Consider the following 25755-nt stretch of genomic DNA (forward strand, 5'->3'; position numbering starts at 1 on the left):
CCTCTGCTTAGCGCAAGGTGCGCTTGCCGCCCTCGCCGCGGCGGGTAATGCCGTGGGCATCGAGATATTCCAGCAGCGGGATGGCCACCCGGCGGGTGGTCCCCAGCGCTTGCCGCGCGGCGGACAGGGTGAAGGGCTGCTCGAGTTCTACTAGGAGCTCCCGCGCTTTGCCCGGCGCGCCTGGTAAGAGGATGATGCCGTCTTTCAGGCGTAGCAGGCGCCCGGCGCGCTCGGCGGCGGCCAGTTCTTTTTCGCTCAGCCCCAGCTCTTTAAGTTCGTGCGCCTCTGGTGCCGCGAAGGGATCTTTATTTAACCTGCGCTCCAGCTCAGTCACGGCGGGCTCGGCGGCGCCGAGATCCACGCTGTGGCCGGGCAGGCGGATAAGCCCTTCGGATTCCTCCGCGTGCGCGGCGGCTACTGCTAGGCGCAGCAGCCCTTCTTCCTTGAGATCCAAGGCATCGAGTGCCGCCTTGCGCGGCATGCCGGGTGCGAGCGGATTAGCCGCAGCGTGTTCCTGCAGCGCGGTAGTCAGAGCTTCTTTCCAGCGCGTTACCTGGCTGGCGGCAATCCACCACTGGTGGAAGTTAATGATGCCCGTCGGCGTAGCGTCGGTGTCATAACCATCGAGTGCCAGGTCCGCGCGCCGGGCATAGCCCACGCGCTTCAGGTAGGAGAAAGGATTGCGAAAGGAGCTTAGCTCAGCCAGTGCGTTAGCCCGCTTGCGGGCGGCACCGCGGCGGTCGAGCTCCGGCGGGCGCACGTCGATGACCTCTACGCCGGCGCTGACATGGCGGCCGCCGGGGCTGCGGATCACTAGGCGGTCCAGGATGACCAGCGGCAGAGCGCGCGATAGGCGCAGGCGGGCAAAGCCCGCTGACAGCGGCCGCAGGTGCGCTTCTATCCCGGCGGTACCGCAGTGGACCACGAGGTTATCGGGCAGTTCATCAAGCGCGGTGCCAAAAGTGCGGTGGACGTCCACGGTATCGACGCCGCGCCACGCATCGGGGCTCAGCAGCAGGTCACCGCGGTGGATATCGGCGGCATCGACCCCGCGCAGGTTGACCGCGGCGCGGGTGACGGGGCCCAAGGATTCCTGCGCGGTATTTTCGCTGTGCAGGCCACGGATCTCCACGCGCTTGTCCCCTGCCGCGGTGGAGAGCACCAGGGCATCGCCGGTGCGCAGCGTGCCAGCACTCAGCGTCCCGGTCACCACGGTTCCCGCGCCCTTGACGCTAAAGGCGCGGTCGATCCACAGGCGCACCGGGGCGTCTGTGTCGGGTGCGGGCACGCGGGCCACCAAGTCATCGAGCGCCCCGCCAAGATCCGCCAGGCCCTCGCCGGTGTGGGAGGAGACGGGGATAATGGGGGCATCGGCAAGCGGCGTGGCAGAAAACTGCGTGCGCACCTGGGCGGTGACCTCCGCGCGGCGCTTTTCATCGGCGCGGTCGCTGCGGGTCAGGGCGATAATGCCGTGCTCGATGCCCAGCGCGTGCAGCGCCTCGCGGTGGTCGGTGGATTGGGCCTGCCAGCCCTCGTCCGCGGCAACCACGAAGAGCACCACGGAGGCAGGCCCCACCCCGGCGAGCATATTGCCAAAGAACTTTTCGTGGCCGGGGACATCGACAAAGGCCACGTCCGCACCGGAAGGCAGCGACGTCCACACAAAGCCTAAGTCAATGGTCAGCCCGCGGCGCTTTTCCTCGGCCCACCTATCCGGATCCATGTCCGTTAAGGCGCGCACCAGGCTGGACTTGCCGTGATCGACGTGGCCGGCGGTCGCGATGACGTACACCTACATCACCGCCCGGATAGCCGCGATGAGCACCTCGTCCTGGGCCTCAGGCACGCAGCGCACGTCAATGAGACAGCGGCCTTGGTGCTGGCGCGCCACCACCGGCGGGGTGTGCCGACGCAGCTTCGGCGCAAGTTCCTCCGGCAGGGATACCGCGACGCCGGGCAACGGGTACTCGGGGGCTCCTCCCCCGCCCACGCGGCCAGCGTGGTCAACAACCTCGCCGCCCACCGCCGCGGCGATGGCCTCGGTGCGCTCGCGGTGGCGCGCCGGATCAAGGTGGAGCGCCTGCTGCACCGCATTGGCGGGCGTTGTGATCGCGGCCTCCAAGGCGTTAAGCCGCAGCTTATCTATGCGCACCGCCCGCGCCAACGGGTGCTTTTTCACCGCCGCAATCGCGTCCTTAGTGCCCAACAGGATCCCGGCCTGCGGCCCACCCAAAAGCTTATCGCCAGAAGCGATGACGATATCCGCCCCGGCCTTCAGCTGCGCGTGAATATCGGGCTCGTCTGGCAGCACCGGATCGTGGGTGAGCATGCCCGAGCCGAGATCCACGATGAGGTGTGTACCCTGCTTCTTCGCCAGCTGCGCCAGCTCGCCCACGCCCACCGACGAGCTAAACCCCTCAATCCGAAAATTGGACGGGTGCACCTTCAAAATCGCACCAGTCTCCTCCCCCAGCGCGCCTTCATAATCGTGCAGGTGCGTCCGGTTGGTCGCACCCACCTCGCGCAGGCGGGTCGCGGTGGATTCAATAAGTTCCGGCAGGCGGAACCCCGCGCCGATTTCTATCAGCTCGCCGCGCGAGATGATGACCTCCTTGCCCGGCGCCAGCGCGGCCGTGGCCAGTAATAAGGCCGCCGCACCGTTATTGACCACCAGCGCGTCCTCCGCGCCAGGGCACGCCGCCAACAGCGCCTGGGTGGCACCGGCACCGCGCTGAGACGAGCGCCGCCCGGTGTCTAGGTCCATTTCCACGTCGGTATATCCGGCAGCGTCCTGCAGCGCGTCGATCGCGGCCGCAGGCAACGGGGCGCGGCCCAAGTTCGTATGGATGATCACGCCGGTTGCGTTGATGACCGGCTGCAAAGAATGGGTGCTGTGGTCTGCCAGCCTTAGCGCTATTTCTTCCTCCACGCCGGCAACGGGCACCTCCCCGCGGCGGGCGGCGGAGAGCACGCCTTGAATCGTGGCGCGGATGGCGTGTTCGGCGAGTATCTCCCGCGCGCTTTCTACCGCGGGGAGCCGCAAGAGCTCATCCATGCGGGGTAAATTCCGGCGGGGCTCACGGGCATTATTCGCGGGGCGACCAGCGTTATGGCTCGGCACTCGTTTTCCTCCTTGCGCGCTTTTGGCGGAGACGGACAGGAATCGAACCTGCCAGACCGAGATGCTCGGCCTCACCGGTTTTGAAGACCGGGGCGCCCACCAGGACACGTACGCCTCCGCCTGGCTACTTTACAGATCCCGCGCGCGGCCCACCGCCGCCGCCCCCACCACTTTCCGGCGGGTAAAATGACCACCATGACGGAGCAGATTAATCTAACCTCTTTCGCCGCCGGTGGCGGCTGCGCCTGCAAGATTCCCGCCGGGGAATTGGAATCGGCGGTAGAAGGGCTCATCGGCAAGGCCGATACTAATGTCTTGGTCGGCCTCGACGATGGCGATGATGCCGCAGCGGTCAAGATCGACAACGGCGTCGCCGTGATTTCTACCGCGGACTTTTTCACCCCCATGGTCAATGATCCCTATACCTGGGGCCAGATCGCCGCGGCCAATGCGCTATCTGATGTCTACGCCATGGGTGGCACCCCCATTACCGCCATCAACCTCGTGGGCTGGCCCAATGAGAAGCTCGGCCTAGACGTCCTACGCGAGGTGCTGCGCGGCGGCATGGATAAGGCCACTGAGGCAGGCATTTCCATTACCGGCGGCCACTCCATTACCGCCCCGGAGCCCTTATACGGCATGGCCGCGACGGGCATCGTCGATCCCGCTAAGCTCATGCGCAACGATGCCGCTGAGGCCGGGTTGCCCATTACGCTGACCAAGCCCATCGGCGTGGGCATTTTGAATAATAAGCACAAGGCCACCGGCGAGGTATCCCAGGCCGCCATCGATTCCATGACCGCGCTCAACCGCCAGGCCGCCCAGGATGCAGTCGCCGCCGGTGCGCGCGCGGCCACCGATGTCACCGGCTTCGGGCTACTCGGCCACCTGTACAAGATGTGCCGCGCCTCCGGGGCGTCGGCCGAGCTGGACTTTTCCGCCGTGCCCACTGTGGACGGTGCCACCGACGCCCTCGCGGAGGGCTTCATCCCGGGCGGCTCGCGCCGCAACCTGGATTGGGTGCGTCCACACCTGCAGCCCTCCTCCCTCTCGGAGGAAGAGCTAGTGCTGCTTGCCGATGCCCAAACCTCCGGCGGCCTCCTCATCATCGGCGAGGTCCCGGGCTACCCGGTCATTGGTCGCACTAAGCCGCTTTCTAACGATGCCTACATCACCATTTCCTAAGATGAATCACCGCATTTTTAGCCTTCCCCTTGCCACCCTCGCCCTCGGCGCGGGCCTTGTCGCCTGCGCCGACGAGACCACCAACCGCAGCTGCTCGCCCATCGAATTATCGGAACTGCGCACTTCCCTGCCAGACACCCTCATAGGCGCTAACCAGGATCCCGATTCCACCAGCGATGAGGATGACTCCTTCTCCGTGCTCTACGGCGGCGATTCGCCGGAGAAGGTTAGCGTGCTGGGCACGAAATACGAGTCCGATAATGAGGCCGTATGCCCCGATGACCCTGATGCGGCGGCGGAGCGCTACTTGCAGCTGGTCAATGAGGACATCGATAAGCAAAATGCCGCCCAAGGCCGTGCGGGAAATGAGTACAAGCCATTCGATTTCACCGCCGCGGACCGGCATTTTTATTGCTCGGCCTGGGAGGTTGAGGATGCCATCTCGACCACCTGCGTGACCACGGTCCATGACGCGGCCGTCAATTATTACCTCCACCGCGATTCCGAGTCCTTAGAGGCCGAGCAATCGCGCATGCAGGAGATCGGTGAAGAACTCGCCGATTCCTTCGCCAACCTCGACTAAGCCTGGCCAGTCCTCGCTAGCCTGCGCTGAGTACGTCGGTGGCAAGCCCCTGCTCGCGCCGGCGCCGCTCCGCGCGGCGCTTCTGCGGACCCATCGTGGTGGCCGGGTTCTTGACCGCCGCCAAGCCCGCGTTGAGCACGCCAAAGCGCGTGCACGCGGATCCGGCCATCAAGGCCAGGCCCGAAGCCACGGATACGGCGCGGGACTTCGTCGCTGCTGCCACCGCGCTGCCCACACCGCCAGCGGTAATCAAGTACTCCGAGGCGCGCATGAGCTTTCCCGGCGTGCCGCGATGCAATTCCTCGCGCGGCTCCTGCTCCATATTGTGTTCTAGCACCTTCGTCGCCGCGATATCGCTGGCCGCGGCCGCCATGCCCAAGGCGCGGGCGGGACCGGCGTATTTCACCGGGGTGGTGACCATGGCCAAGCCAGAGGCCGCTGCCGAGGCAGAGGATACAAAGACATAGGGCAGGTGCCGCTTCATGTCATTCCACACCGGGTTGGACGTATTGGACAGCAATACCGCCGTATATCCGGCTAGCGGGCCACCGAGCAGGCCGGTTATCACCCCGGCCGGAGTTGCGGCCTTGCCCAGGCTCGCGCGCAGCCACTTCGGCAGCGGCAGCTTCCGCTTGGTCGCGTTATCAACCTCTACCACAGCCGGAATCGCCGCCGCGGTGGAAAAGCCCGCGAGCAGCCAGGATCCGAGCGACATCGGCGAGGTCACCTTGAAGACGCGGAACATATTCAACGCACGCTCCGGCCGGCCCAGATCCAAAATCAAAAAGACCGAACCGGCGGCCGCCGCGCCAAAGGCCGCGACCCGCGTGGTCCGGCGCAAAGGTGCGTTGCCTGCGGCCTGTGCACCGGTGGCGAGAAGGCCCGAACCGCCGGCAATGCCGCCCAAGAAGAAATACCCACCGATGGGCCACTCCCACGGCGGGGCCTTGACTACCGGCCGGCCGTAATAGGAAGAAAACTCGAAGTCTTCGGCCATCCGCTCCTCTTTGAAGCCATCCTGCGCACCCGCACCCGGGCGCTTGCGCTTCTTCTTGCGCTTCGGCCCATCGAAGTTGCGGTAGCGGTTCGGCCGCTCCGGCTGCGGTGGCCGGTACTCATCAAAACCGCTCATTTGCGCCCTCCAATCAAAAAGGAACCCGCCACGGCCAGCGCCATCCCGCCGATGGCCTTGGCCGCGGTCTTATACATACTCGGCAAATCCGCGGTGGGCACGCGCGGGTCCGGCGGCAGGCCATAGACCTCTGGCGAATCCAGCAATAAGAAGATAGAGCCGGTTCCGCCCACGCCATCGTTATCATTGGCGCCATAGAGCCGCGCCTCCGTTATGCCCTGTTCGTGCAGGGCGCGCACGCGATCCCTCGCCGCGGCCAGCATGTCCTCATAGGTACCGAATTGGATGGAATCGGTGGGGCACGTCTTGGAGCACGCCGGCTGCTCGCCCTGTTTCAGGCGGTCATAGCACATGGTGCACTTCTGAGCGACGCCCACATTCTTAATCGGCATCGCCTCGCCCGGCGTGTGATCCGCGCCTTGGGGCTTGCGCTGCTTGAGCTGCTTGAGCTTTTTCAGCACATTAATGTCGGCGTGTGAATTATCCTGATAATCCACGGTCGCGGTCTTATCGTATTTCAGCGACACCCCACCATCATCGCGGCGTTCGATGACGCCAAAGGGGCACCCCGCCACGCAGGTTCCGCAGCCATTGCACACATCATCTTGGACAACCACGGTGCCAAACTCGGTGCGGAAGAGCGCGCCCGTGGGGCACACGTCCAAACACCCTGCATGCGTGCAGTGCTTGCAGACATCCGAGGACATCAACCACCGGAACGTATCCGTATCCGGCGGAGTGGTATCGACCTCGTCCGGCTTTCCACCGATGGTGGGCATGCCCAGAGAAATAAGCTGTTTTCCCTCTTCGCGCGCCATCTCAATGCGGTCATTGTTTTGTTCCACAAAGGCTACGTGCCGCCACGTATTAGCACCCAAGGCACCGGTGTTGTCATAGGAATCACCGGTGACGTCATATCCTTCTACCGGGTTGCGGTTCCATTCCTTGCACGCCACCTCGCAGGCCTTGCAGCCGATGCACACGGACGTATCGGTGAAAAAGGCCATGCGGCGGTAGGAATCATAGCCGTGCCGGCCCGCGTCCTCGGTCAGTAGATTAGTCATTTACTTACCTTCTTCGCCTTTACTTGCCGTTTCATCATCACTACTATCCGCGCCAAGTTGGCCATGCTTTTCGGGCTCCGGGTTATAGGTAAACGAGTCCGGAACCGACAACAAATCATTGCCGGAATCCACGCTTAACTGCGCCCGCTCTTGGTACTGCTTGAGCAGCTTCAAGCGGCCTTCTCCCCTCGGCCTGCGGCCCGGCTGGATATCGCAGGCACCAATCTTCGAGTTCTGAATGAACACATTCGGCTCGAGGGTAAGGCCCAAGAGATCGTTAGCGCCGTCGCCTGCCACAGCGGTGGTCTCGGACTCGCCGTAGTGGAAGGGCAGGCCAATCTGGTGGAATTCTTCCCCATTGATCTTCAGCATCTGCATGCGATCGGTGACCAAAACCTGCGCCTCAATCACACCGCGCGGCGAGATAATCGTCGCCCACTCGCCATTTTCCAGGCCGCGCTTTGCGGCCAAGTCCTTATCCACCTCGCAGAATAGGCCCGGCTGCAGCTCCGCCAGATAAGGCAGGCGGCGCGACATCGCACCCGAGGTGTACATCTCCGTGAGACGGTAGGTAGAAAATACAAACGGGAACACCTCCGCACCGGGCATCCCCGGTTCTGGGCGCTGCAGGTTATCCGGGCGTTTGATGGTCAAGCGCGTCGGCGATTGCTGCTGCTTATACAGCACGTTCGTAACCGGGGACTCCTGCGGCTCATAGTGGGTGGGCAAGGGGCCATCGGAAAGCCCGGAAGACGCAAAGAGCCAGCCGCGACCGTCCGCCTGCATGATGAAGGCGTCCGTGCCATCGAGGGCGTCTGGACCGACGGCATCGGCAGGAGCCTTGTACTCCGGCGACTTCGTCACTGGGAAGTCAGGGACGTCATCGCCTACCCACTTGCCCTGGGCCTCGTCCCACCACACGTACTTCTTGCGCTCGGACCACGGGGTGCCATCCGGCTTGGCCGAAGCGCGGTTATACAAAATGCGGCGATTAGCAGGCCAGACCCAGCCCCACTCGGGCGCAACCTCGTTCTGCTCCGAACCCGGGACCTTGCGCGCGGACTGGTTGACGCCATCCTTGTACACGCCGGTGTAGATCCAGCAGCCGCCGGAAGTCGTGCCGTCATTCTTCATCTCCACGAAGGAGGGCAAAAGCTCGCCCTTCTGTGGACCATCCAGGTAGTAGCCGTTGATCTCCTTGAGGACGTCCTCAGAGTTCGGCTCGCCTTCCTCATTTTCCACGTAATCCCACGTCACCTTCTGGAGCGGGAGATCGCGCGGATCAGTGGAATCGCGCAGGCGTTCCTTGAGCTTCTTACCCAGCTGGTAGAAGAACCACAGCTCGCTCTTGGCATCGCCTGGCGGCGGTGCCGCTTGGAAGCGCCACTGCAGCATGCGCTGCGTCTGGGTAAAGGTACCAGCCTTTTCCACGTGGGTGGCAGCGGGCATCAAGAAGACCTCGGTTTCGATGTCTTCCGTCTTCAGCTCGCCGTTTTTAATCTCCGGCGCGTCCTTCCAGAACGATGCGGTTTCGATTTCCTGGAAATCGCGCACAACCAGCCACTTCAGCGATGCCAAACCACGGCGCTGCATGCCACCATTGGACTGCGCCACCGCCGGGTTTTGGCCGAAGACGAAGTAGCCTTCCACCTGACCATTGAGCATGGCTTGCAGGGTTTCGTAGGTAGAATGCGCGCCGGAAATGCGCGGCATGAGGTCATAGCCCCAGTTATTTTCCTTGGTCGCCGCATCTCCCCAGTAGGACTTCATCAAGGACACGGCGTAATTCTCGCCAATCTGCCAGAAGCCCTTTTGGGACTCATCCCGGATCTCGTCCACAAATTCCGGCCACGTCTGCTTTTCCACGCTCGGCATGGGCAGGTAGCCGGGTAGGGAGTGGAAGAGAGTCGGGATATCGGTAGAGCCCTGAATGGAGGCGTGCCCGCGCAAGGCCATGATTCCCGAGCCCGGGCGGCCCACATTGCCCATCAAAAGCTGCAAAATGGCGGCGGTACGGATGAACTGCGCACCCAAGGTGTGTTGGGTAAAGCCCAAGGCATAGGCGAAACACGTGGTGTGTTCCGGATCGGAGTTCTGCGCAATGGAATCCGCTAGGTAGTAGAAGTCTTCCTGCGCGATGCCGCAGGTTTCTTCTACCAGCTCAGGGGTATAGCGCGCATAGTGGCGCTTGAGAATCTGGAAGACCGAATTCGGGTGCTCCAGGGTGTCATCGCGCTCGACATTCCAGGAGGAACCTTCCGGCTTTTGCACGTACTGCCACGAATCGGTCACGTAAGTGCCGGTTTCCGGATTATAGCCAGAAAACAGTCCGTCCAGTTCCTCGGTGTCCTGGTAGTCCTCCGAGATAATCATCGGCGCATTGGTATATGCAACGACATAGTCGCGGAAGTACAGCTCATTTTGGAGCATATGGTTGATAACCGCGCCTAGCAGCACCACGTCGGTACCGCCGCGAATGCCAATGTGGCGGTTGGAGAACGCAGAGGTACGCGTATACCGCGGATCCACGTGGATAATGCGGGCACCACGCTTTTTGGCTTCTACGACCCACTGGAATCCCACCGGGTGGCACTCTGCCATATTCGACCCCTCGATGACGATGCAATCAGCATTCGCCATATCCTGCAGCGGTTGGGTTGCGCCGCCGCGGCCAAACGAAGTTCCTAAACTAGGAACTGTGGCGGAGTGTCATATGCGCGCCTGGTTTTCGAGCTGCACCGCACCGGCAGCGGTAAAAAGCTTCTTAATGAGGTAGTTTTCCTCATTATCCAAGGTCGCGCCACCAAGTCCAGCGACACCCATCGTGCGGTTTAGAGTCCGCCCCGAGTCATCGGTGTCTTGCCAGCCCTTCCGGCGCGCCTCCAAGAAGCGATCCGCGATCATGTCCATCGCGGTGTCTTCATCCAGCTCCTGCCACTCGGTGGAGTGCGGTGCGCGGTACTTAATCTTGGTCAATCGCGTTGCGGAATTGACCAACTGCTCCGATGCCGAGCCCTTGGGACACAAACGCCCGCGCGAAATCGGCGAATCCGGATCGCCCTCAATCTGGATGACTCGGTTATCTTTGACGTATACGCGCTGGGCGCAACCAACCGCGCAATATGGGCATACGGATTGCACCACGCGGTCAGCTTCTACCGTGCGCCCGTGCTTTTCCTTACTCTTGGTTGATTGCGTATTGATATCCCTGCCAAAGGGATCGCCGCTACGCAGCTGGCGCACGACCGGCCAGTTGAGAGGACTTAAGCGAGACATGACTTTAAATCTATATTTGGGCGGAAAAATTCTCTAGCAAGGCGACCCTAAGCATTTTTCGCCACCGCGCTAATCGCGCATTCCACTCCCCGCACGACGTCCGCGAGCTCCAGCATCGGGCTGTTTTCTTTAGCCTGCTCCTTAATAAACGGAACATGGATAAAGCCTGCCTTTACCTGCGTATCTTTGAAATGGTGCAACAGGCCGTAGAGCAGATGGTTGCAGACGAATGTTCCCGCGGTAGTCGAGACCCGTGCCGGAATCTCCGCCTCCTGAATCGCTGTGACCATTGCCTTAACCGGCAGGGTAGAAAAGTACGCGGCAGGGCCACCTTCAACCACTGACTCATCGCTTGGCTGATTTCCTGCATTATCCGGAATGGAGGCATCCGCCAAGTTGATACCTACTCGTTCCGGAGTGATATGGCCGCGCCCAGCGGCTTGCCCCAGGCAGACCACCGCGTCCACGTCTTCTTCCTCGGCCACAGCAATCGCTTGCTTCAGTGCTTCACCGAACACTGTTGGCACAGGGTGCTTAATAATCTGCGCTCCGCCAATTTCGTCCGGCAGCTTATCCAGCGCGCGTTCCGTAGGGTTAATTTCTTCGCCACCAAAGGCATCAAAAGCAGTTACCAGAATCTTCATCATTCCAGTATGACAGCTGACGGTGCCCCGCTGCATTGATTCAGCGCTGTTCTCTTAGTTTCCTCGTGGTGCACAACCGACCTTCGCGCTCACGGGCGGCGGTCTTTAGCGGGGCACCGTGCTCGCGGTGAGCGCGAAGGGCGGGTCTGCCGGATGAGGGGATAAAGGGCGGGGATGGAGGTCGCGGCTGAAGGCGAAAGCGAGAGTAGGTACTGAACTGCTTTGTCTGCAGAGCAGTCTTAGCGATTCCCCTGCTGCAAACGAGACCCTTTTTCTTTGCGGTTTGACGTGTGGAATAAAGTGAAACTAGTTGAAGTTGAACAGAACCGTACTCAACAAATAGTCAGACCTGTTCATTTTATTTTTAAAGGACGTTCTATGACACAAAAAGTTTCCTCTCGCCCCAAGCTGCCTAGCTGGGCAACGGGGTTTGGCGCGCAAGTCATTGCGGGCCTTATCATCGGCCTCATCCTGGGACTGATTGCATCTGGAATGGATACCGATCCAGATAATCCAGGGTGGCTGACCAGCCTGCTCAGCGGTGTTGGTGGCGCCTATGTCCAACTATTGAAGGTCATGGTTCCGCCGCTCATCTTCGCCGCAGTGGTCACCTCGGTGGCCAACCTGCGCAAGGTTGCCAATGCAGCGTCACTGGCCATTTCTACTTTGGTGTGGTTCGCCATTACGGCGTTCTTCTCCGTCCTCGTGGGCATCGTCGTGGCATTAGTCTTGAAGCCCGGTGCTGGCACGAGCGTCGATGCATCCACTGCGGGGGATCCGTCTAGCGTTGGTTCATGGACTGCCTTTTTTGAGCAGCTGCTGCCACAAAACTTCATTGGACTTACGGCCTCTGCCAGCGATGGCGAGGTGTCCCTGAACTTCGGTGCACTCCAGTTGCTGGTTATTTCCTTGGCCATTGGCATCGCCGCCGTACAGACTGGTAAGGCAGCCGATCCCTTCCTGCACTTTACGGAGTCCTTCCTCAAGGTCATCCAGAAAGTCCTGTGGTGGATCATCCGCCTGGCTCCGATTGGTACCGCAGCGCTTATCGGTAAGGCCGTTGCTACCTACGGTTGGGATGCACTTGGCTCTCTCGGCAAGTTCGTTCTGGCAATGTATGTGGGTCTGGCCCTCGTCTTCGCCGTGGTCTACCCCGCAGTGCTGAAGTTTAACAATATTCCGGTCAAGGGATTCTACAAGCGCATCTGGCCGGTAACGTCCTTGGGCTTTGTCACCCGTTCTTCCATGGGTGTTATGCCCGCAACGCAACGCTTCAGCGAACGCGCCTTGGGCGTTCCCACCGAGTATGCGTCCTTTGCAGTGCCGCTCGGCGCTACTACGAAGATGGATGGCTGCGCCTCCGTCTACCCTGCTGTTGCCGCGATCTTCGTTGCGCAATTCTATGGCGTGGACCTAGACCTCACGCAGTACCTGCTCATCATCTTCGTCTCCGTCATTGGTTCTGCGGCTACCGCAGGTACTACCGGCGCAACGGTTATGCTCACGCTGACCCTGTCCACTCTGGGCCTGCCATTGGCCGGCGTCGGTTTACTGCTGGCCATTGAGCCCATCATTGATATGGGGCGTACGGCGCTGAACGTCACGGGTCAGGCATTGTGCGCGACGGTCGTCGCCAAGCGTGCAGGCATCCAGAACCAAGAAGTGTGGGATGAAGCCGAAAATGGCGTCAAGCACATCATGGAGGAAGACTCCGACGAGGAAGTAAGCGTTAAGGCTTAATAAAACGCGAATGAAGGCTCAGGGCAGTACGCCTTGGGCCTTTATTTATTGCCGGAATGGAAGTGGGCGGCGATGCGCAACGCCGGCTGGCTCCACGTGGATAAATACGCTGCATCCGGCGAAAAGCTCGTCGAGGGCGGCTTCTACGTCATCGGCAATCTCGTGCGAGTAGAGCACGCTCCAGTCCGCCGGCACCTCCATGGTCAGATAGACCATTCTTTGCCTGCCAGAGGCTACCGTGCGCCGATCCGTGAAAGTCACGGACTTATCTTTTTCCAGTTCAGCTAAAAGATCCCAAATTTGATCTTGTTCTTCTTGCGGAAGGGCCTCAGAAAGCAGGCTGCTGACAGAATCGCGCAAAATCTTAAATCCAGTCCACAAGATATTGATGCCAACGGCCAAGGCCACAAGCGCATCTAGCCACAACCAGCCCGTGAGATACACCGCAGCCATGCCCGCGAGGACGCCGGCGGAGGTCCACACATCCGTAATCAGGTGGTGCCCATCCGCATTTAGCGTCGCAGACCGGTAGCGCTTGCCCGCCTTAATCAGGGCCAAACCGACGCCCAGATTGAGCAACGAGGACAAGAGCGACAGCGCTAAGCCCCAACCGCCTTCTTCAACGGGCTGGGGAGTAAAAAGGCGTTGGACTGCGGTGTAGATGATGGCCCCCGCTGCGAGGAAGATCATCGCCCCTTCTACCAACGCAGAAATATACTCCGCCTTGCCGTGGCCAAAGTGGTGATTATCATCGGCAGGCTTAGCGGCAATGCGCAAAGCGCAATAGCCAGCGATGGCTGCCACGAGGTTCACGAGGGATTCGAGGGCATCAGAGAAGAAACCAACCGAGCCCGTCAGCCACGCCGCCAGGGATTTCAGGACAATTGTCGCCACCGCCGCGGCGATGGACAACATCATAAAGCGCTCTAAAATACGCTGCTCAGTACTTAAAGAAGACAAGGTCCACTACTCTCCCTTCGGCAACCAGAATCAGTCCGAAGGTCTCGTTCGCATCGATGCATCGATGCTGAGTGGCCGGGCTATTAAGCCAGTGTGTCGACCAGTCATCGCGGCGCGGGTGGGCACCGTAGGAACTACTCCCCTTCTGGGTTCATAGGTTAGCAGACGGCGAGAATCCTTAAACATTCAACCAAATCCTTGATCCGCCCTAGCGAGTTTAAAGATGCCGCTATAGACGAAAAATCTCCCTACGAACCAGAAGGTTTCTCACCATCTGGCTCGTAGGGAGTAATTAAGGCTCTAGCCTAATTTAGTGCTGACCCTCTGCGAACTCTTCGACCAACTTAGCGTTGAATGCAGGCAGGTCGTCCGGGGTACGGGAGGAGACCAAGCCCTGGTCGCAGTGGACCTCCTCGTCAACCCAGGTAGCACCTGCGTTGCGGAGATCGGTTTGCAGGGACGGGAAGGACGTCAAGGTACGGCCCTTGAGTGCATCTGCATCGGCTAGGATCCAACCGCCATGGCAGATGGCGCCCAAGGGGCGGTCCTCGCCCATGTGCTTACGCACGATGCTAACGGCTGCCTCGTCCAAGCGGATGAGGTCAGCGTTATTGGTGCCGCCAGGCAAGATGATGCCGTCGAAGGTCTCACCCTCGGAGTCCTTGGTCGTAGCATCAACGTTAATCTCGGTACCGTTCTTGCCCGTAATGGTGCCAGCCTTAGGCGCCAGAACCTTCACGGTAGCGCCAGCCTTCTGCACGGCCTCTAGCGGAGAGGTCAGTTCGGAGTCTTCAAAGTCATTGGTAGCAATGATTGCAATCGTCTTGTTTTCTAGCTCATCCATTATTATGACCTCCTTATTGTTGTTGGGTACGCAAATAGGATAACTCTACATTCGCGCACTCGCCACGTTTACTTTCGCGACCTGCAACAAGCTAGGATTTAGCCACCGATCTTGAAGTCACACACGTCGCCATCGTGCATGATGTAGTCTTTGCCTTCTTGGCGGACCTTGCCGTTGGCGCGCGCCTCGGCCATGGAGCCGGCGGCAACGAGATCGTCAAAGGAGACGATTTCCGCCTTGATGAACTTCTTTTCAAAGTCGGTATGAATAACACCGGCGGCTTGAGGGGCGGCAGCGCCTTGTTTAATGGTCCACGCGCGGGCTTCCTTTTCACCAGCGGTGAGGTAGGTCTGCAGTCCCAAGGTGGAGAATCCGGCCTTGGCCAAGGTAGCCAAGCCGGGCTCTTCTTGGCCTACTGCCTCGAGCAACTCGCTTGCCTCGTCCTCATCCAGCTCCAAGAGCTCGGACTCGGTTTGTGCATCGAGGAAGACGCAATCTGCTGGGGCGACGAGCTGGCGCAGTTCGTCCTTCTTGGCGGCATCGGTAAGCACAGCCTCATCCGAGTTAAAGACGTAGAGGAAGGGCTTAGCCGTCATCAGGTGCAGCTCGCGCACGAGGGAAAGATCAATCTCGCCGGACTTGGCGGCGGCGAAGAGGGTGCGGTCATCCTCCAGGATTTCCTGCGCCTTCTTGGTTGCCTCCACCACAGGTGCCAGGTCCTTATTCTTCCGGGCATCTTTTTCTAGGCGCGGCAGGGCCTTCTCGATGGTCTGCAGATCCGCCAGAATCAGCTCTGTATTAATAACGGAAATGTCGTTGCCGGGATCTACCCGGCCATCGACGTGGATGACATTGTCATCAGAAAAGGCGCGGACCACCTGGCAGATAGCGTCGGCCTCGCGGATATTAGCTAGGAAGGCGTTACCCATACCCTCGCCCTGCGAGGCACCTGCGACGATGCCGGCAATATCCACGAAGGACACGGTCGCCGGCAAGATGCGCTCGGAGTTGAACATCTTAGCGAGGGTGTCCAAACGGGGATCCGGCAGCTCCACCAAGCCGACGTTGGGCTCGATGGTGGCGAATGGGTAGTTGGCCGCCAAGATTTCGGAACGGGTCAGGGCATTAAACAAAGTGGACTTGCCCACATTGGGCAAGCCGACGATTCCTAGTGTAAGACTCACGGGGCTAATCCTAACGCACCTACCGCGTTATAAGGCAAGATGGTGGGGTGAGTTCTGATAAGCAACCAACACCCGAAAAGCCGCAGGCAAGCCCGGGCGATAAAATGGACGGTGACTTCGACACCAGCCAATTGGACGATGTATCGCCGCATCCCCCGGGCAATCAGGTCGATCGCTCCGTCATCGCGGGCGAAATGGTGAAGTCGACCTCCCTGTGGGCCGTGCGCCTGCTAATCATCGGCGTTTTCCTTTTTGCGATCTATCACGTCTTGGGTAGCTTCTGGCAGGGCATCCTGCCGGTGCTCTTGGCCCTTATTATCTGTACCGTGCTTCACCCCATGGCGCGTTGGATGCGAACAAAAGGACTGCCTGCAGGCCTGGCGGCGATTGTGACGATCCTTATCTCCTCGGCCGCCGTCGGTGGGCTCATCGCCTCGGTGGCGCCGGATTTCATGCGGCAATCCCAGTCGCTCTACCTGCAAACGGTCTCCGGCATCCAGCAGCTCCAGGTGTGGGCCCAGGGCCCACCCTTGAACCTCGATAGCGACGATATGAGCACCTATATCGACGAGGCCGCAGGCTGGTTGCAGGAGCGTGCGGGCGTTATCGCCGGGTCCGTATTTACGGGCATCGGCAATGCCACCTCATTTTTCGTCACGGTGTTCATCGTCTTGGTGCTCACCTTCTTCTTCCTGAAAGACGGCACCAAATTCCTGCCGTGGCTGCGCGATGCCACCGGCCGGCGCGCCGGCTGGCACCTCACAGAATTGCTCACGCGCGCCTGGAATACCCTGGGCGGATTCATTCGGGCGCAGGCAGTGGTCTCGCTTATCGATGCCATCTTTATCGGCCTCGGCCTCGTGCTTATCGGCGTGCCCTTGGCGATGGCCCTGGCGATCATTACCTTCATCGCCGGCTTCATCCCGTTCGTCGGCGCCATTGTCTCTGGCGCGCTCGCAGTGGTTATCGCCTTGGTATCTTTGGGCTTTACCCAAGCACTGTTGGTCTTGGGCCTCGTTATTTTGGTCCAGCAGCTTGAAGGCAATGTACTCTCGCCGTGGCTGCAGGCAAAGGCCATGAACCTGCACCCAGTTATCGTTTTGGTCTCCGTCATCGTCGGCTCCGCGCTCTTTGGACTCATCGGTGGATTCCTGGCCGTGCCGACCGCCGCCATGATCGCGGTTGCCTATCGCTACGTGCAGGACATGATGAAGCTGCAGTCCGGGGAAAAACACTCCTCCGAGCTCAACTACTCCACCGTCGCGGGCTATCTCATCGGCCGCTATACCGAAGAGCAAGCGCAATACAAGCGCGAGCAATGGCGCAATGTTCCAGAACACGCCAGCCCCGATATCGCCGGCGCCGATGCGGCTTCCGATGGCGACTCCACCACGCTCGATGACTCCGTCGATGTCGATTCCACCCCGGAGGACTATGACGAGCCAAGCATGCGCTCCAACCTGCGCCGCGCGCGGGATGCCTTCGAAAATCTTTTGAACGGAGATTCGAATAAATAGTGTGCCGTGTCGGCAGCACGTGTCATAGTGGATTCCATGACATCCACTTTGCCCATGCTGCTGCTGTTTATCGGTCTCCTACTGGGTGCCGTTCTGGGATGGCTGGCCCACTCTCATTCCGCTTCCCGCTCCGCGCCGAGCGAGGAGCACCGGGCGCTGCAAGAATCCCAACGCCGCCAGGCCGAGCTGCAACCGCTAGAAAAGGCCATGGATAGGCTCGGATTCCAGCTACAAGAACTGGAAGAAGACCGCACCGCCCACTTAGCCTCCCTGTCCAGCCAAGTGCAGGCGGTGACCCGCACTTCGTCCCAACTCACGGAGCGCACGGATCAGCTCGTTACGGCCCTCCGCTCGCCCAATGTGCGCGGGCGATGGGGCGAGATCCAGCTAGAGCGCGTCGTCGAACTCGGCGGCATGAGACGGCACGTGGACTTCGATTCCCAAGTCTCTGCCCCCTTAAACGGCCGCATCGTGCGCCCAGATATGCTCATCAACTTGGCCGGTGGCAGGCATATCATCGTCGATGCCAAGGTTCCGTTCTCTTCATACCTCGATGCGCTAGAAACCGACGATCCAGAAGAACACACCGGCTACCTGCGCCGCCACGCGCATCAGCTGCGCAGTCACATCCAGGCGCTATCCCACAAAGACTATATTGAGGCCTTCCAACCCACCCCGGAATTCGTGGTGCTCTTCGTACCCGCGGATCCTTTCCTCGATGCTGCGTTATCGGTCGATCCTGAGCTCATCGAATTCGGTTTTGAACGCAACGTCGTCATCGCGACCCCGAGCTCACTCTTCGCGCTCTTGCGCACGGTAGCTATGGGGTGGCACCAGGAAGATATTTCCGCCAAGGCAAAAGAAGTCCAACGCTTGGGACGTGAGCTCTATTCGCGGCTCAATACCCTTTCGGAGCACTATGGCAAGGTGGGCCAAGGACTCGAAAAGGCAGTAGAAGCCTATAATTCCACGCTCTCCTCGCTTGATTCGCGCGTGGGCGTGACCGCCCGCAAGCTGCACGAAATGGAGATTCCCGGCCGCACGAACAGAGCGCCGCGCGAGCCCTCCCCCATTGATACGTGGCCGCGCGGGACAAATTCTTCTTAAAATCTAGGCAGTTTTACTGCGTGGATATAGCCATTGGCCCGCGCCAGACGGTAGGATTTTGCGACGTGTCACTAGCCAAACAACGAAAGCCTACCGCCGCGCAAAGCCTGAGCATGCCGAGCATCTCGCTGCTGAAGGGCCTTGGGCTATTGGCGGCACTTTTGCTCACCGGCGCATTGATTTCCATTCTTGCCGGCTCCATAGGCTGGATGTACTTTGCCTTTCTCATCATCAGCTCCCTGCTCATAGCGCTCATCGTTGAGGAGCGGGGATTATTCCTGTCCATCGCGTCCATCCCCATTTTGTACGCGGTAACCGTGGTGACGGCGGGAATCTTCATCACCAAGTCCAATGCTCCGGAAGGCACCAGTTTTTCTAAAACGTCCCTGCTGACCTCCGTGTATCCGCTGGTCCAGAACTTCCTGTGGTTGCTTATCGCGGTTCTCGGCGCGACCGCAATCGGCGTCTTGCGCTGGATGCGCTTCCGCAAGGCCGCCCAACGTGCTGTGAATCAGCAAAAGGTCGCGCGGCGCGCGGACATGAAGCGGGATCGCCAGAACCGCGCTGAACGGCTTTCCGTGGCGGAACTCATGGCGCGCAATAGATCCGAAAACCCGCAGGCCCCCTCCCCACGCGCCTCCCGCCGCAGGTCGCACGCACAGGTGCAACCTCCGCGGAAGCCGCAGGACCGCATCCGCGGTCGCGACCGAGAAGAGCGCCGCCGCGAGCAACAGGCGGAACGCGAAAATCGCTTGCAACCGGATCCGCACCGGCGCGCAGGGGACGTGATACCACCGACCCCCGAACCAGATCCCGCTTCCTCGACAAAAGACACTGCCAAGAAGCAGCGTTGGGACGATAACCTCTACGAATAAACTAAACCGTGAGCCCCGGCACTCTTTAAGAGGCCACCAGGCTCACGGTTGTTGTCGTTTTAGGCGTTGCAGCGCTAGGTGCGGGCAGGACGCAGATCGCGCGGCAGCGCGAAAGTAATGGATTCGGTGGAGGTGGTTACTTGCTCCACGTCATTAAAGCCGCGCTCATCCAAGTATTCGAGCACCTCGCGCACAAGAAGTTCTGGCACGGAGGCGCCACAGGTCACGCCAACGGTCTCTACGCCGTCTAGCCACGATTCATCGATCTCGTCGGCAAAATCCACCAAGTGGGAGTCGCGTGAACCCGCCTCGAGCGCGACTTCTACGAGGCGCACGGAGTTGGACGAGTTCTTAGACCCCACCACGATCATAAGGTCGCACTTCGGTGCAATGGCTTTGACGGACTCTTGCCGGTTTTGAGTGGCGTAGCAGATATCATCTGACGGCGGGTTTTCTAGGTGCGGAAAACGCTCACGCAGCTTATTGACGATGACAACGGTCTCATCCACCGAGAGCGTGGTCTGCGAAAGCCAGATGAGTTTCTCATCCTGCAGGTAGTCTGGCAGCTTGTCCACGCCGTCGACGCCATCGACCAGATGCGTAACATCGGGGGCCTCGCCCGCGGTGCCTTCTACCTCCTCGTGGCCTTCGTGGCCCACGAGGAGGATGTGGTAACCATCGCGCTCGAAACGCTGGGCTTCCTTGTGCACCTTAGTCACCAAGGGGCAGGTAGCGTCCAAGGTCAATTGCTTGCGCTCCTGCGCCTGATTGCGCACCGCCGGGGAGATCCCGTGGGCGGAAAAGACGAGGTGAGCACCCTCCGGGGCCTCGGCGGCCTCTTCAACGAAGATGACTCCGCGCTTGGCCAAAGATTCAACGACATAACGGTTGTGGACGATTTGCTTGCGCACATAAATGGGTGCGCCGTATTTTTCTAGCGCCTTTTCTACGGTCTCGACGGCGCGGTCCACTCCAGCGCAGTAACCGCGCGGTGCCGCGAGGAGAACATTTTTACCATCAGTCATGCCTCCCAGAGTATCGAAAGGTAAAGCAAAACAATAGTAAGGGCTATCCAGCAGGGAAAGCGCCCATCTAGGCCACCCAAGCGGGGCGCCACGTGCCTTGAGCACCTACACTAAAGGGCACCGTATGGCGCTGTAGATGGAAAGGGTGGCTGCGTGAATCAACCGGCAAATACTCCAGAGACCCCGTGGCCCGTGGGCCAGGTCAATGACCAGGTGAAGGGATGGATCGAGCGCCTTGGATACCTGTGGGTGGAAGGCCAATTAACGCAGATCAATTACAAGCCCACCTGGAAGCTGTCCTACCTCACCCTGCGCGATGTGCAGCAGGAAAAGTCGGTGCAATTGACCTGCTCTTCCTCAATGCTGCACAACTTGCCCACGCCGCTAAAAGATGGCGACCGCGTCATCGTACACGGCAAACCCGCCTTTTATGCTGGCCGCGGATCCTTTTCCCTGTGGACCACGGAGATCCGGCACGTGGGCATCGGCGATTTATTGGCGCGCATTGAAAAGCTGCGCGCGCAGCTTGCCGCAGAAGGCCTCTTTGATCCCGCGCGCAAGCGCCCGCTTCCCTACCTCCCGCAGAAAATCGGCCTGATTACCGGCCGCGGTTCTGCCGCCGAGCGCGATGTCATGGCGGTCGCCCGCGACAGGTGGCCGGCCGTGCAATTCCGGGTCATTAATACCGCGGTTCAGGGGGCGAATACCGTCCCCGAGGTGATTTCCGCCTTGCAGGAGCTCGACGCCGATGCGGAGATCGATGTCATCATCATCGCCCGCGGAGGCGGTTCCGTCGAAGATCTCCTTCCCTTTTCTGAAGAAGCCCTGCAACGCGCCGTCGTGGCCGCCAGCACCCCGGTGGTCTCCGCGATTGGCCACGAGCCGGATAGTCCGGTGCTCGATAACGTGGCAGATCTGCGCGCGGCTACCCCGACGGACGCCGCCAAGCGCGTGGTCCCGTCGGTGGCAGAGGAACGCGCGGTCATCGCTGAGGCGCAATCCCGCATGGCGGCGGCCTTGCGCGGCTGGGTAGAACGCGAGCGCCGTGGATTGGATAATATCCGCTCGCGCCCAGTGCTGGCAGATCCGATGACGCCCATCCGCGATCGGCGCGAAGAGGTCGAGCGCATGCGCACGAGCATGCGCCGCGAACTGCGGGTGCTCTTAGACCGCGAGACCCGGCACGTGGAGTCCCTTCGCGCGCGGGTTTCTGCTTTAGGTCCTTCGGCGACGCTTGCCCGTGGGTATTCTATTGTCCAGGTCTTGCCCAAAGATGGCAGCAATCCGGAGGTCGTTAGCTCTTATGAGCAATCACCGCCCGGCGCGCAATTGCGCATTCGCGTGGGCGATGGTTCCATCACCGCCGTGTCCATGGCCTCCCAGGCCGCCGATTAGCCAGAAATAGTAGGAGAATTGCTGATGTCAGATGAAACCATTGGTTCCGGCCAGCCGGGCCAGGATGCTTTTACTCCCGTAGAGGAATTGAGCTACGAGCAGGCGCGCGATGAGCTCATTGAGACCGTCAAGATTTTAGAGCTCGGCCAGATGGGCCTGGACGAGTCCCTGAAGTACTGGGAGCGCGGCGAGGCGCTTGCTCGCACGTGCGAATCCCACCTGGATGGAGCCTCGAAGCGCGTGGAAGATGCCCTCGAAAGGGCGGAAAACAACGAGCAGCAGGCCGAGGAGGGTGAAGAGTAGTGCAGATTTATGGTTACCCGGGAAAGCGGATTGATTTCGTATCCAAATCGGCATCGGCAGGCTCCATCATGGGCGGCGATTCCCGCGCGCTGGTAGAGGAGTTCTTCGGGCCGGCGCATACCAGCACCCAGGTTTCGGGCACCGAGGAGGAACTGAGTTACTTTTCCCAGTCCATCGTGCTGCTGCTTGCCGATGCCCAGGTGGTCCAAGTCTCCATCTACCCGCAGCGTTCTCAGCGCGAGCGCGTGGATGTCTACCTAGAAAAGACGCGGCTGAGCGGCCTGGATGCCGCTGGCTTAGAAGAAGCCACCGGTAATACTGAAGGAATCACGGTGGAAGCGGACTCCGAGGGGCTCAGCGAGGTTACTTTCCGCTTATAGGCTTGGTCTTGATAAAGGCCTCGGTGGCGGCGGCGAATTCTTCATCGGGGGCCGCGCCGGAGATGATGAGGCGGGCATCGCCCAGGTCAACAATCCACAAGCGGCGCACCGAATCGTCATCGCTTGCCAGCACGCGCACCTGGTGGCCGGCTACCTCGCGAGTAGAGTTCAGCCCGCGGTAGTTCGCGTCGTATTTTTCGCCCGCGTCTTCTGCAGAAACCTGGGTTTGGGTGGATTCCACGTAATTTCCATCTGCGGTGAGCCAGCTGACGACGGTGGCTGTCTCGCCGCCTAGCTGCGAACGGCGGGCCGCATTGGCCTGCCAGCCTTCGGGCATCTGGGGATCTCGGATGGCGCCAACACCGGCGCGGGCCTGCGTATCCAGGAAGGTCTCCTCGTCTACCTCTTGAACCGGGCCTTGCGCCGTTTCCGGATTCACCGAGCAGAGCCCGGTTGCGCCCACCACGAGCAACATCATGACCACCACTACGGAAAGGGACAAAATGATGTCGCGAGCGCCTTCGAAAATCTTCGGTCTTTGTTCTGCTGCCACGCGCCTTAGTATCGCATGAGCCGCCGTGAAAGTGCCACATGCCTCCCGCGTGCGCACATTCGCGCCGATAATGCTGCCCCTGACAAGGAAAATCCCCACAAAAGGGGCCCCAAATCGGACCTATTGGTGCCAAAAAGTGCCAGAATAGGAAAAGTAGAACACTAAGCGCGTGGGAATTACCCCCACGGTGAGAAAACATGGAAGGCAACCACTACACATGTCCGAAAATACTTCTTATTTGCCCGACCGTAACCTGGCCATGGAGCTGGTGCGCGTGACCGAAGCCGCCGCCTTAGCCTCTGGCCGCTGGGTTGGTCGTGGCATGAAGAATGAGGGCGATGGCGCGGCAGTCGATGCCATGCGCAAGCTGATTAACTCCGTGGCGATGAAGGGTGTCGTCGTCATCGGCGAGGGCGAAAAGGATGAGGCCCCGATGCTCTTCAACGGCGAGGAGGTCGGCACCGGTGAGGGCGCGGCGATGGACATCGCCGTGGACCCCGTGGACGGCACGCGGTTGATGGCTGAGGGCCGCCCCAATGCCATTTCCGTAATCGCCGCCGCTGAGCGCGGCACCATGTATGACCCGTCCGCGGTCTTCTACATGGAAAAGATCGCCGTGGGCCCCGAGGCCGTCGGTTCCATCGACATCAACCAGTCCGTGCAGTGGAATATCGAATCTGTTGCCAAGGCAAAGGGCCTGCGCACCGCCGATATCACCGTGGTGGTATTGGACCGCCCGCGCCACGATAAGCTCATCCAGGAGATCCGCGAGGCAGGCGCCAAGGTGCGCCTTATCATGGACGGCGATGTGGCAGGCGCCATCGCTACCTGCCAGGATTCCAACTCCATCGACATGATGATGGGCATTGGCGGTACCCCTGAGGGCATCATCACCGCCTGCGCCATGCGGTGTATGGGCGGCGAAATCCAGGGCAAGCTGTGGCCAAAGGATGAAGAGGAAGCGGAAAAGGCCCGCGCCGCAGGCCACGACTTGGATAAGGTCTTGGGCACCAATGACTTGGTCTCCTCCAAGAACTGCTACTTCGCCGCCACCGGCGTGACCAACGGTGACATGCTGCGCGGTGTCTCTTACCGCAATAACGGCGCCTCCACCCGTTCGCTGGTCATGCGTTCCAAATCCGGCACCATTCGCTACGTCGATTCCTTCCACAAGCTGGCTAAGCTGCAGGAATACTCCGTCGTGGACTACTCGGACCCCACCAAGAACTAAACCTCACCCCCAAATGGCGGGGCAGGCTCGGGCTTTTCGCCCTCTCACTTTTAGCTTTTCGCCATACTGGGGGTAGACGCACACAATCAATTAACCGAGGTGATTTTCATGACCGAATACCGTACCGAACATGACACTATGGGCGAGGTTAAAGTTCCCGCCGATGCCCTGTGGCGCGCACAAACCCAGCGCGCGGTAGACAACTTCCCCATCTCCGGCCGCGGCTTGGAAGATGCGCAGATCCGCGCGCTCGGCCTGCTCAAGGCTGCATGCGCACAGGTCAACAAGGATTCCGGCAGCCTGGATGCAGAAAAGGCTGATGCGATTATCGCCGCCGCGAAGGAAATCGCAGAAGGCAAGCACAACGATGCCTTCCCCATTGACGTCTTCCAGACCGGCTCCGGTACCTCGTCCAATATGAACACCAACGAGGTCATCGCTTCCTTGGCACATAAGCAGGGCGTCGAGGTCCACCCGAACGATGACGTCAACATGGGCCAGTCCTCCAATGACACCTTCCCCACCGCTACCCACGTGGCGGCTACGGAAGCTGCCGTCAATGACCTCATTCCGGGCCTGAAGGTCCTGCACGAGTCCTTGACCAAGAAGGCGAAGGAATTCGCGGACGTCGTCAAGGCCGGCCGCACCCACCTCATGGACGCCACCCCCATCACCCTGGGCCAGGAGTTCAGCGGCTACGCCCGCCAGGTGGAGCTCGGCATCGAGCGCATCGAGGCTACCCTCCCGCGCTTGGGAGAGCTCGCCATCGGCGGTACCGCCACCGGTACCGGTCTGAATACCTCCGCCGAGTTCGGCGGCAAGGTGACCGAGGAGCTCAAGAAGCTCACCGGCGTTGAGAACCTCAAGGAAGCAGAAAACCACTTCGAGGCACAGGCTAACCGCGATGGCCTCGTAGAGTTCTCCGGCGCCATGCGCTCGGTGGCCGTGTCCTTCAACAAGATTGCCAATGACCTTCGGATGCTGGGCTCCGGCCCGCTGACCGGCTTGGCAGAAATTCACCTGAAGGACCTGCAGCCTGGTTCCTCCATCATGCCGGGCAAGGTCAACCCGGTTATCCCTGAGGCAGTCACCATGGTGGCCGGCCAGGTTGTGGGCAATGACGCAGCCGTTGCCTTCGGTGGCGCACAGGGCCAGTTCGAGCTCAACGTCTTCATCCCAATGATGGCGCGCAACGTGCTCGAATCCGCTCGCCTGCTGGCCAACTCCGCCCGCGTGTTTGCTGAGAAGTGCGTCGACCACATCGAGGCGAACGAGGAGCGCATGAAGCACTTCGCGGAGTCCTCCACCTCCATCGTGACCCCGCTAAACTCCGCCATCGGCTACGAGAACGCTGCAAAGGCCGCAAAGCACGCACTCAATGAGAAGATCACCGTCCGCCAGGCCGTAATCGACTTGGGCTTTGTTGACGGCGAGAACCTCACCGAGGAAGAGCTGGACAAGCGCTTGGATGTATTGAGCATGACCAACCGCGAGCGCGACAATATCTAATCTAAGCCGCCTTAAGCGCTGCAACCCCGCTCGGAAATCGCTTCTGAGCGGGGTTTTCGCATTCCTCGACTCGCTTCCCAGGCAGGGTAAGCGCGGGTAAAGAAAGGGGCATCGGCAAGCACACGAC

22 protein-coding genes and 1 tRNA gene are annotated in these 25755 nt (G+C 60.5%); 11 read left to right on the forward strand and 12 right to left on the reverse strand.

Going from position 1 to position 25755, the window contains the following annotated elements; translation table 11 throughout:
• Positions 1-7: 7 nt before the first annotated feature.
• From selB to ABRP93_RS02860, 3 genes are all read right to left on the reverse strand, one after another.
• Positions 8-1792 carry a selenocysteine-specific translation elongation factor gene (gene selB / locus ABRP93_RS02850; protein WP_349886823.1) on the reverse strand — a complete coding sequence of 595 codons (1785 nt, stop codon included), beginning with the start codon at positions 1790-1792 and terminating at the stop codon, positions 8-10.
• Positions 1793-3121: an L-seryl-tRNA(Sec) selenium transferase gene (gene selA, locus ABRP93_RS02855; RefSeq protein WP_349886824.1), complete on the reverse strand. Its 1329-nt coding sequence runs from the start codon at positions 3119-3121 to the stop codon at positions 1793-1795.
• 23 nt (positions 3122-3144) lie between these two features.
• Positions 3145-3239 (reverse strand) — tRNA-Sec (locus ABRP93_RS02860).
• Between the two features lie 77 nt (positions 3240-3316).
• Here ABRP93_RS02860 and selD point away from each other — a divergent pair.
• The gene (gene selD, locus ABRP93_RS02865; protein ID WP_349886826.1) at positions 3317-4306 is read left to right on the forward strand and encodes a selenide, water dikinase SelD; all 990 of its coding nucleotides are present in this window, start codon (positions 3317-3319) and stop codon (positions 4304-4306) included.
• A gap of 1 nt (position 4307) precedes the next feature.
• Positions 4308-4889: a hypothetical protein gene (locus ABRP93_RS02870; protein ID WP_239267925.1), complete on the forward strand. Its 582-nt coding sequence runs from the start codon at positions 4308-4310 to the stop codon at positions 4887-4889.
• A gap of 16 nt (positions 4890-4905) precedes the next feature.
• Here ABRP93_RS02870 and nrfD read toward each other — a convergent pair whose 3' ends face one another.
• From nrfD to pcp, 4 genes are read right to left on the reverse strand one after another with little or no spacing between them, the layout of a single operon-like run.
• The gene (gene nrfD, locus ABRP93_RS02875; protein ID WP_349886828.1) at positions 4906-6021 is read right to left on the reverse strand and encodes an NrfD/PsrC family molybdoenzyme membrane anchor subunit; all 1116 of its coding nucleotides are present in this window, start codon (positions 6019-6021) and stop codon (positions 4906-4908) included.
• On the reverse strand, positions 6018-7085 hold the full coding sequence (locus ABRP93_RS02880; RefSeq protein ID WP_349886829.1) for a 4Fe-4S dicluster domain-containing protein: 1068 nt from the start codon (positions 7083-7085) through the stop codon (positions 6018-6020). Before ABRP93_RS02880 ends, nrfD begins: the two co-directional genes overlap by 4 nt.
• On the reverse strand, positions 7086-10361 hold the full coding sequence (gene fdnG, locus ABRP93_RS02885) for a formate dehydrogenase-N subunit alpha (protein WP_349886831.1): 3276 nt from the start codon (positions 10359-10361) through the stop codon (positions 7086-7088). It abuts the gene before it with no gap.
• Positions 10362-10408: 47 nt separating this feature from the next.
• Complete coding sequence (gene pcp, locus ABRP93_RS02890; RefSeq protein ID WP_239267931.1) at positions 10409-11005, reverse strand: pyroglutamyl-peptidase I; 597 nt, start codon at positions 11003-11005, stop codon at positions 10409-10411.
• A 378-nt stretch (positions 11006-11383) separates the two neighbouring features.
• Here pcp and ABRP93_RS02895 point away from each other — a divergent pair, with 378 nt between their 5' ends.
• The gene (locus tag ABRP93_RS02895) at positions 11384-12745 is read left to right on the forward strand and encodes a dicarboxylate/amino acid:cation symporter (RefSeq protein WP_239275744.1); all 1362 of its coding nucleotides are present in this window, start codon (positions 11384-11386) and stop codon (positions 12743-12745) included.
• Between the two features lie 45 nt (positions 12746-12790).
• Here the strand turns inward: ABRP93_RS02895 and ABRP93_RS02900 are convergent, their stop codons facing one another.
• From ABRP93_RS02900 to ychF, 3 genes are all read right to left on the reverse strand, one after another.
• Positions 12791-13705 carry a cation diffusion facilitator family transporter gene (locus ABRP93_RS02900; RefSeq protein WP_502879646.1) on the reverse strand — a complete coding sequence of 305 codons (915 nt, stop codon included), beginning with the start codon at positions 13703-13705 and terminating at the stop codon, positions 12791-12793.
• 310 nt (positions 13706-14015) lie between these two features.
• Entirely contained in the window at positions 14016-14549 is a 534-nt protein-coding gene (locus ABRP93_RS02905; protein WP_239267934.1) for a type 1 glutamine amidotransferase domain-containing protein, read from the reverse strand.
• A 98-nt stretch (positions 14550-14647) separates the two neighbouring features.
• Positions 14648-15733 (reverse strand): redox-regulated ATPase YchF, encoded by a 1086-nt coding sequence (ychF, locus tag ABRP93_RS02910; protein WP_239267936.1) that lies wholly within the window; start codon positions 15731-15733, stop codon positions 14648-14650.
• A gap of 29 nt (positions 15734-15762) precedes the next feature.
• Here ychF and ABRP93_RS02915 point away from each other — a divergent pair, with 29 nt between their 5' ends.
• The 3 genes from ABRP93_RS02915 to ABRP93_RS02925 all read left to right on the forward strand — a co-directional run bounded on the left by ABRP93_RS02915 (position 15763) and on the right by ABRP93_RS02925 (position 19232).
• Positions 15763-17250: an AI-2E family transporter gene (locus ABRP93_RS02915; RefSeq protein WP_239267992.1), complete on the forward strand. Its 1488-nt coding sequence runs from the start codon at positions 15763-15765 to the stop codon at positions 17248-17250.
• A gap of 36 nt (positions 17251-17286) precedes the next feature.
• Positions 17287-18357: a DNA recombination protein RmuC gene (locus ABRP93_RS02920; protein WP_239267938.1), complete on the forward strand. Its 1071-nt coding sequence runs from the start codon at positions 17287-17289 to the stop codon at positions 18355-18357.
• Positions 18358-18422: 65 nt separating this feature from the next.
• Positions 18423-19232: a DUF6542 domain-containing protein gene (locus ABRP93_RS02925; protein ID WP_349862609.1), complete on the forward strand. Its 810-nt coding sequence runs from the start codon at positions 18423-18425 to the stop codon at positions 19230-19232.
• 74 nt (positions 19233-19306) lie between these two features.
• Here ABRP93_RS02925 and ABRP93_RS02930 read toward each other — a convergent pair whose 3' ends face one another.
• Positions 19307-20257 carry a 4-hydroxy-3-methylbut-2-enyl diphosphate reductase gene (locus ABRP93_RS02930; RefSeq protein WP_239267941.1) on the reverse strand — a complete coding sequence of 317 codons (951 nt, stop codon included), beginning with the start codon at positions 20255-20257 and terminating at the stop codon, positions 19307-19309.
• A 153-nt stretch (positions 20258-20410) separates the two neighbouring features.
• Between ABRP93_RS02930 and xseA the strand changes: the two genes are divergently transcribed.
• From xseA to ABRP93_RS02945, 3 genes are read left to right on the forward strand one after another with little or no spacing between them, the layout of a single operon-like run.
• On the forward strand, positions 20411-21652 hold the full coding sequence (gene xseA, locus ABRP93_RS02935; RefSeq protein ID WP_349886833.1) for an exodeoxyribonuclease VII large subunit: 1242 nt from the start codon (positions 20411-20413) through the stop codon (positions 21650-21652).
• Positions 21653-21676: 24 nt separating this feature from the next.
• Positions 21677-21955, forward strand: a complete 279-nt coding sequence (locus ABRP93_RS02940) for an exodeoxyribonuclease VII small subunit (protein ID WP_349862605.1) — start codon at positions 21677-21679, stop codon at positions 21953-21955.
• Positions 21955-22335: a hypothetical protein gene (locus ABRP93_RS02945; RefSeq protein ID WP_349862603.1), complete on the forward strand. Its 381-nt coding sequence runs from the start codon at positions 21955-21957 to the stop codon at positions 22333-22335. Before ABRP93_RS02940 ends, ABRP93_RS02945 begins: the two co-directional genes overlap by 1 nt.
• Here the strand turns inward: ABRP93_RS02945 and ABRP93_RS02950 are convergent.
• The gene (locus ABRP93_RS02950) at positions 22319-22888 is read right to left on the reverse strand and encodes a DUF4245 domain-containing protein (protein WP_349867761.1); all 570 of its coding nucleotides are present in this window, start codon (positions 22886-22888) and stop codon (positions 22319-22321) included. The genes ABRP93_RS02945 and ABRP93_RS02950 overlap by 17 nt on opposite strands.
• A 217-nt stretch (positions 22889-23105) precedes the next feature.
• On the opposite strand from ABRP93_RS02950, the gene glpX reads away from it, so the two are divergent.
• Both glpX and ABRP93_RS02960 read left to right on the forward strand, forming a co-directional pair.
• Complete coding sequence (gene glpX, locus ABRP93_RS02955; protein WP_284769941.1) at positions 23106-24119, forward strand: class II fructose-bisphosphatase; 1014 nt, start codon at positions 23106-23108, stop codon at positions 24117-24119.
• Positions 24120-24227: 108 nt separating this feature from the next.
• Positions 24228-25628 carry a class II fumarate hydratase gene (locus tag ABRP93_RS02960; RefSeq protein ID WP_005282123.1) on the forward strand — a complete coding sequence of 467 codons (1401 nt, stop codon included), beginning with the start codon at positions 24228-24230 and terminating at the stop codon, positions 25626-25628.
• Positions 25629-25755 lie beyond the last annotated feature (127 nt).

The organism is Corynebacterium sp. KPL2850, assembly GCF_040225855.1.
In the GTDB taxonomy this organism is placed as follows: domain Bacteria; phylum Actinomycetota; class Actinomycetes; order Mycobacteriales; family Mycobacteriaceae; genus Corynebacterium.

Coding starts and splice junctions, on each gene's coding strand:
- selD (WP_349886826.1), top strand. CDS start 3,317: ATGACGGAGCAGATTAATCTAACCTCTTTCGCCGCCGGTGGCGGCTGC.
- ABRP93_RS02870 (WP_239267925.1), top strand. CDS start 4,308: ATGAATCACCGCATTTTTAGCCTTCCCCTTGCCACCCTCGCCCTCGGC.
- nrfD (WP_349886828.1), bottom strand. CDS start 6,021: ATGAGCGGTTTTGATGAGTACCGGCCACCGCAGCCGGAGCGGCCGAAC.
- ABRP93_RS02880 (WP_349886829.1), bottom strand. CDS start 7,085: ATGACTAATCTACTGACCGAGGACGCGGGCCGGCACGGCTATGATTCC.
- pcp (WP_239267931.1), bottom strand. CDS start 11,005: ATGAAGATTCTGGTAACTGCTTTTGATGCCTTTGGTGGCGAAGAAATT.
- ABRP93_RS02895 (WP_239275744.1), top strand. CDS start 11,384: ATGACACAAAAAGTTTCCTCTCGCCCCAAGCTGCCTAGCTGGGCAACG.
- ABRP93_RS02905 (WP_239267934.1), bottom strand. CDS start 14,549: ATGGATGAGCTAGAAAACAAGACGATTGCAATCATTGCTACCAATGAC.
- ABRP93_RS02920 (WP_239267938.1), top strand. CDS start 17,287: ATGACATCCACTTTGCCCATGCTGCTGCTGTTTATCGGTCTCCTACTG.
- ABRP93_RS02930 (WP_239267941.1), bottom strand. CDS start 20,257: ATGACTGATGGTAAAAATGTTCTCCTCGCGGCACCGCGCGGTTACTGC.
- ABRP93_RS02940 (WP_349862605.1), top strand. CDS start 21,677: ATGTCAGATGAAACCATTGGTTCCGGCCAGCCGGGCCAGGATGCTTTT.
- glpX (WP_284769941.1), top strand. CDS start 23,106: ATGTCCGAAAATACTTCTTATTTGCCCGACCGTAACCTGGCCATGGAG.
- ABRP93_RS02960 (WP_005282123.1), top strand. CDS start 24,228: ATGACCGAATACCGTACCGAACATGACACTATGGGCGAGGTTAAAGTT.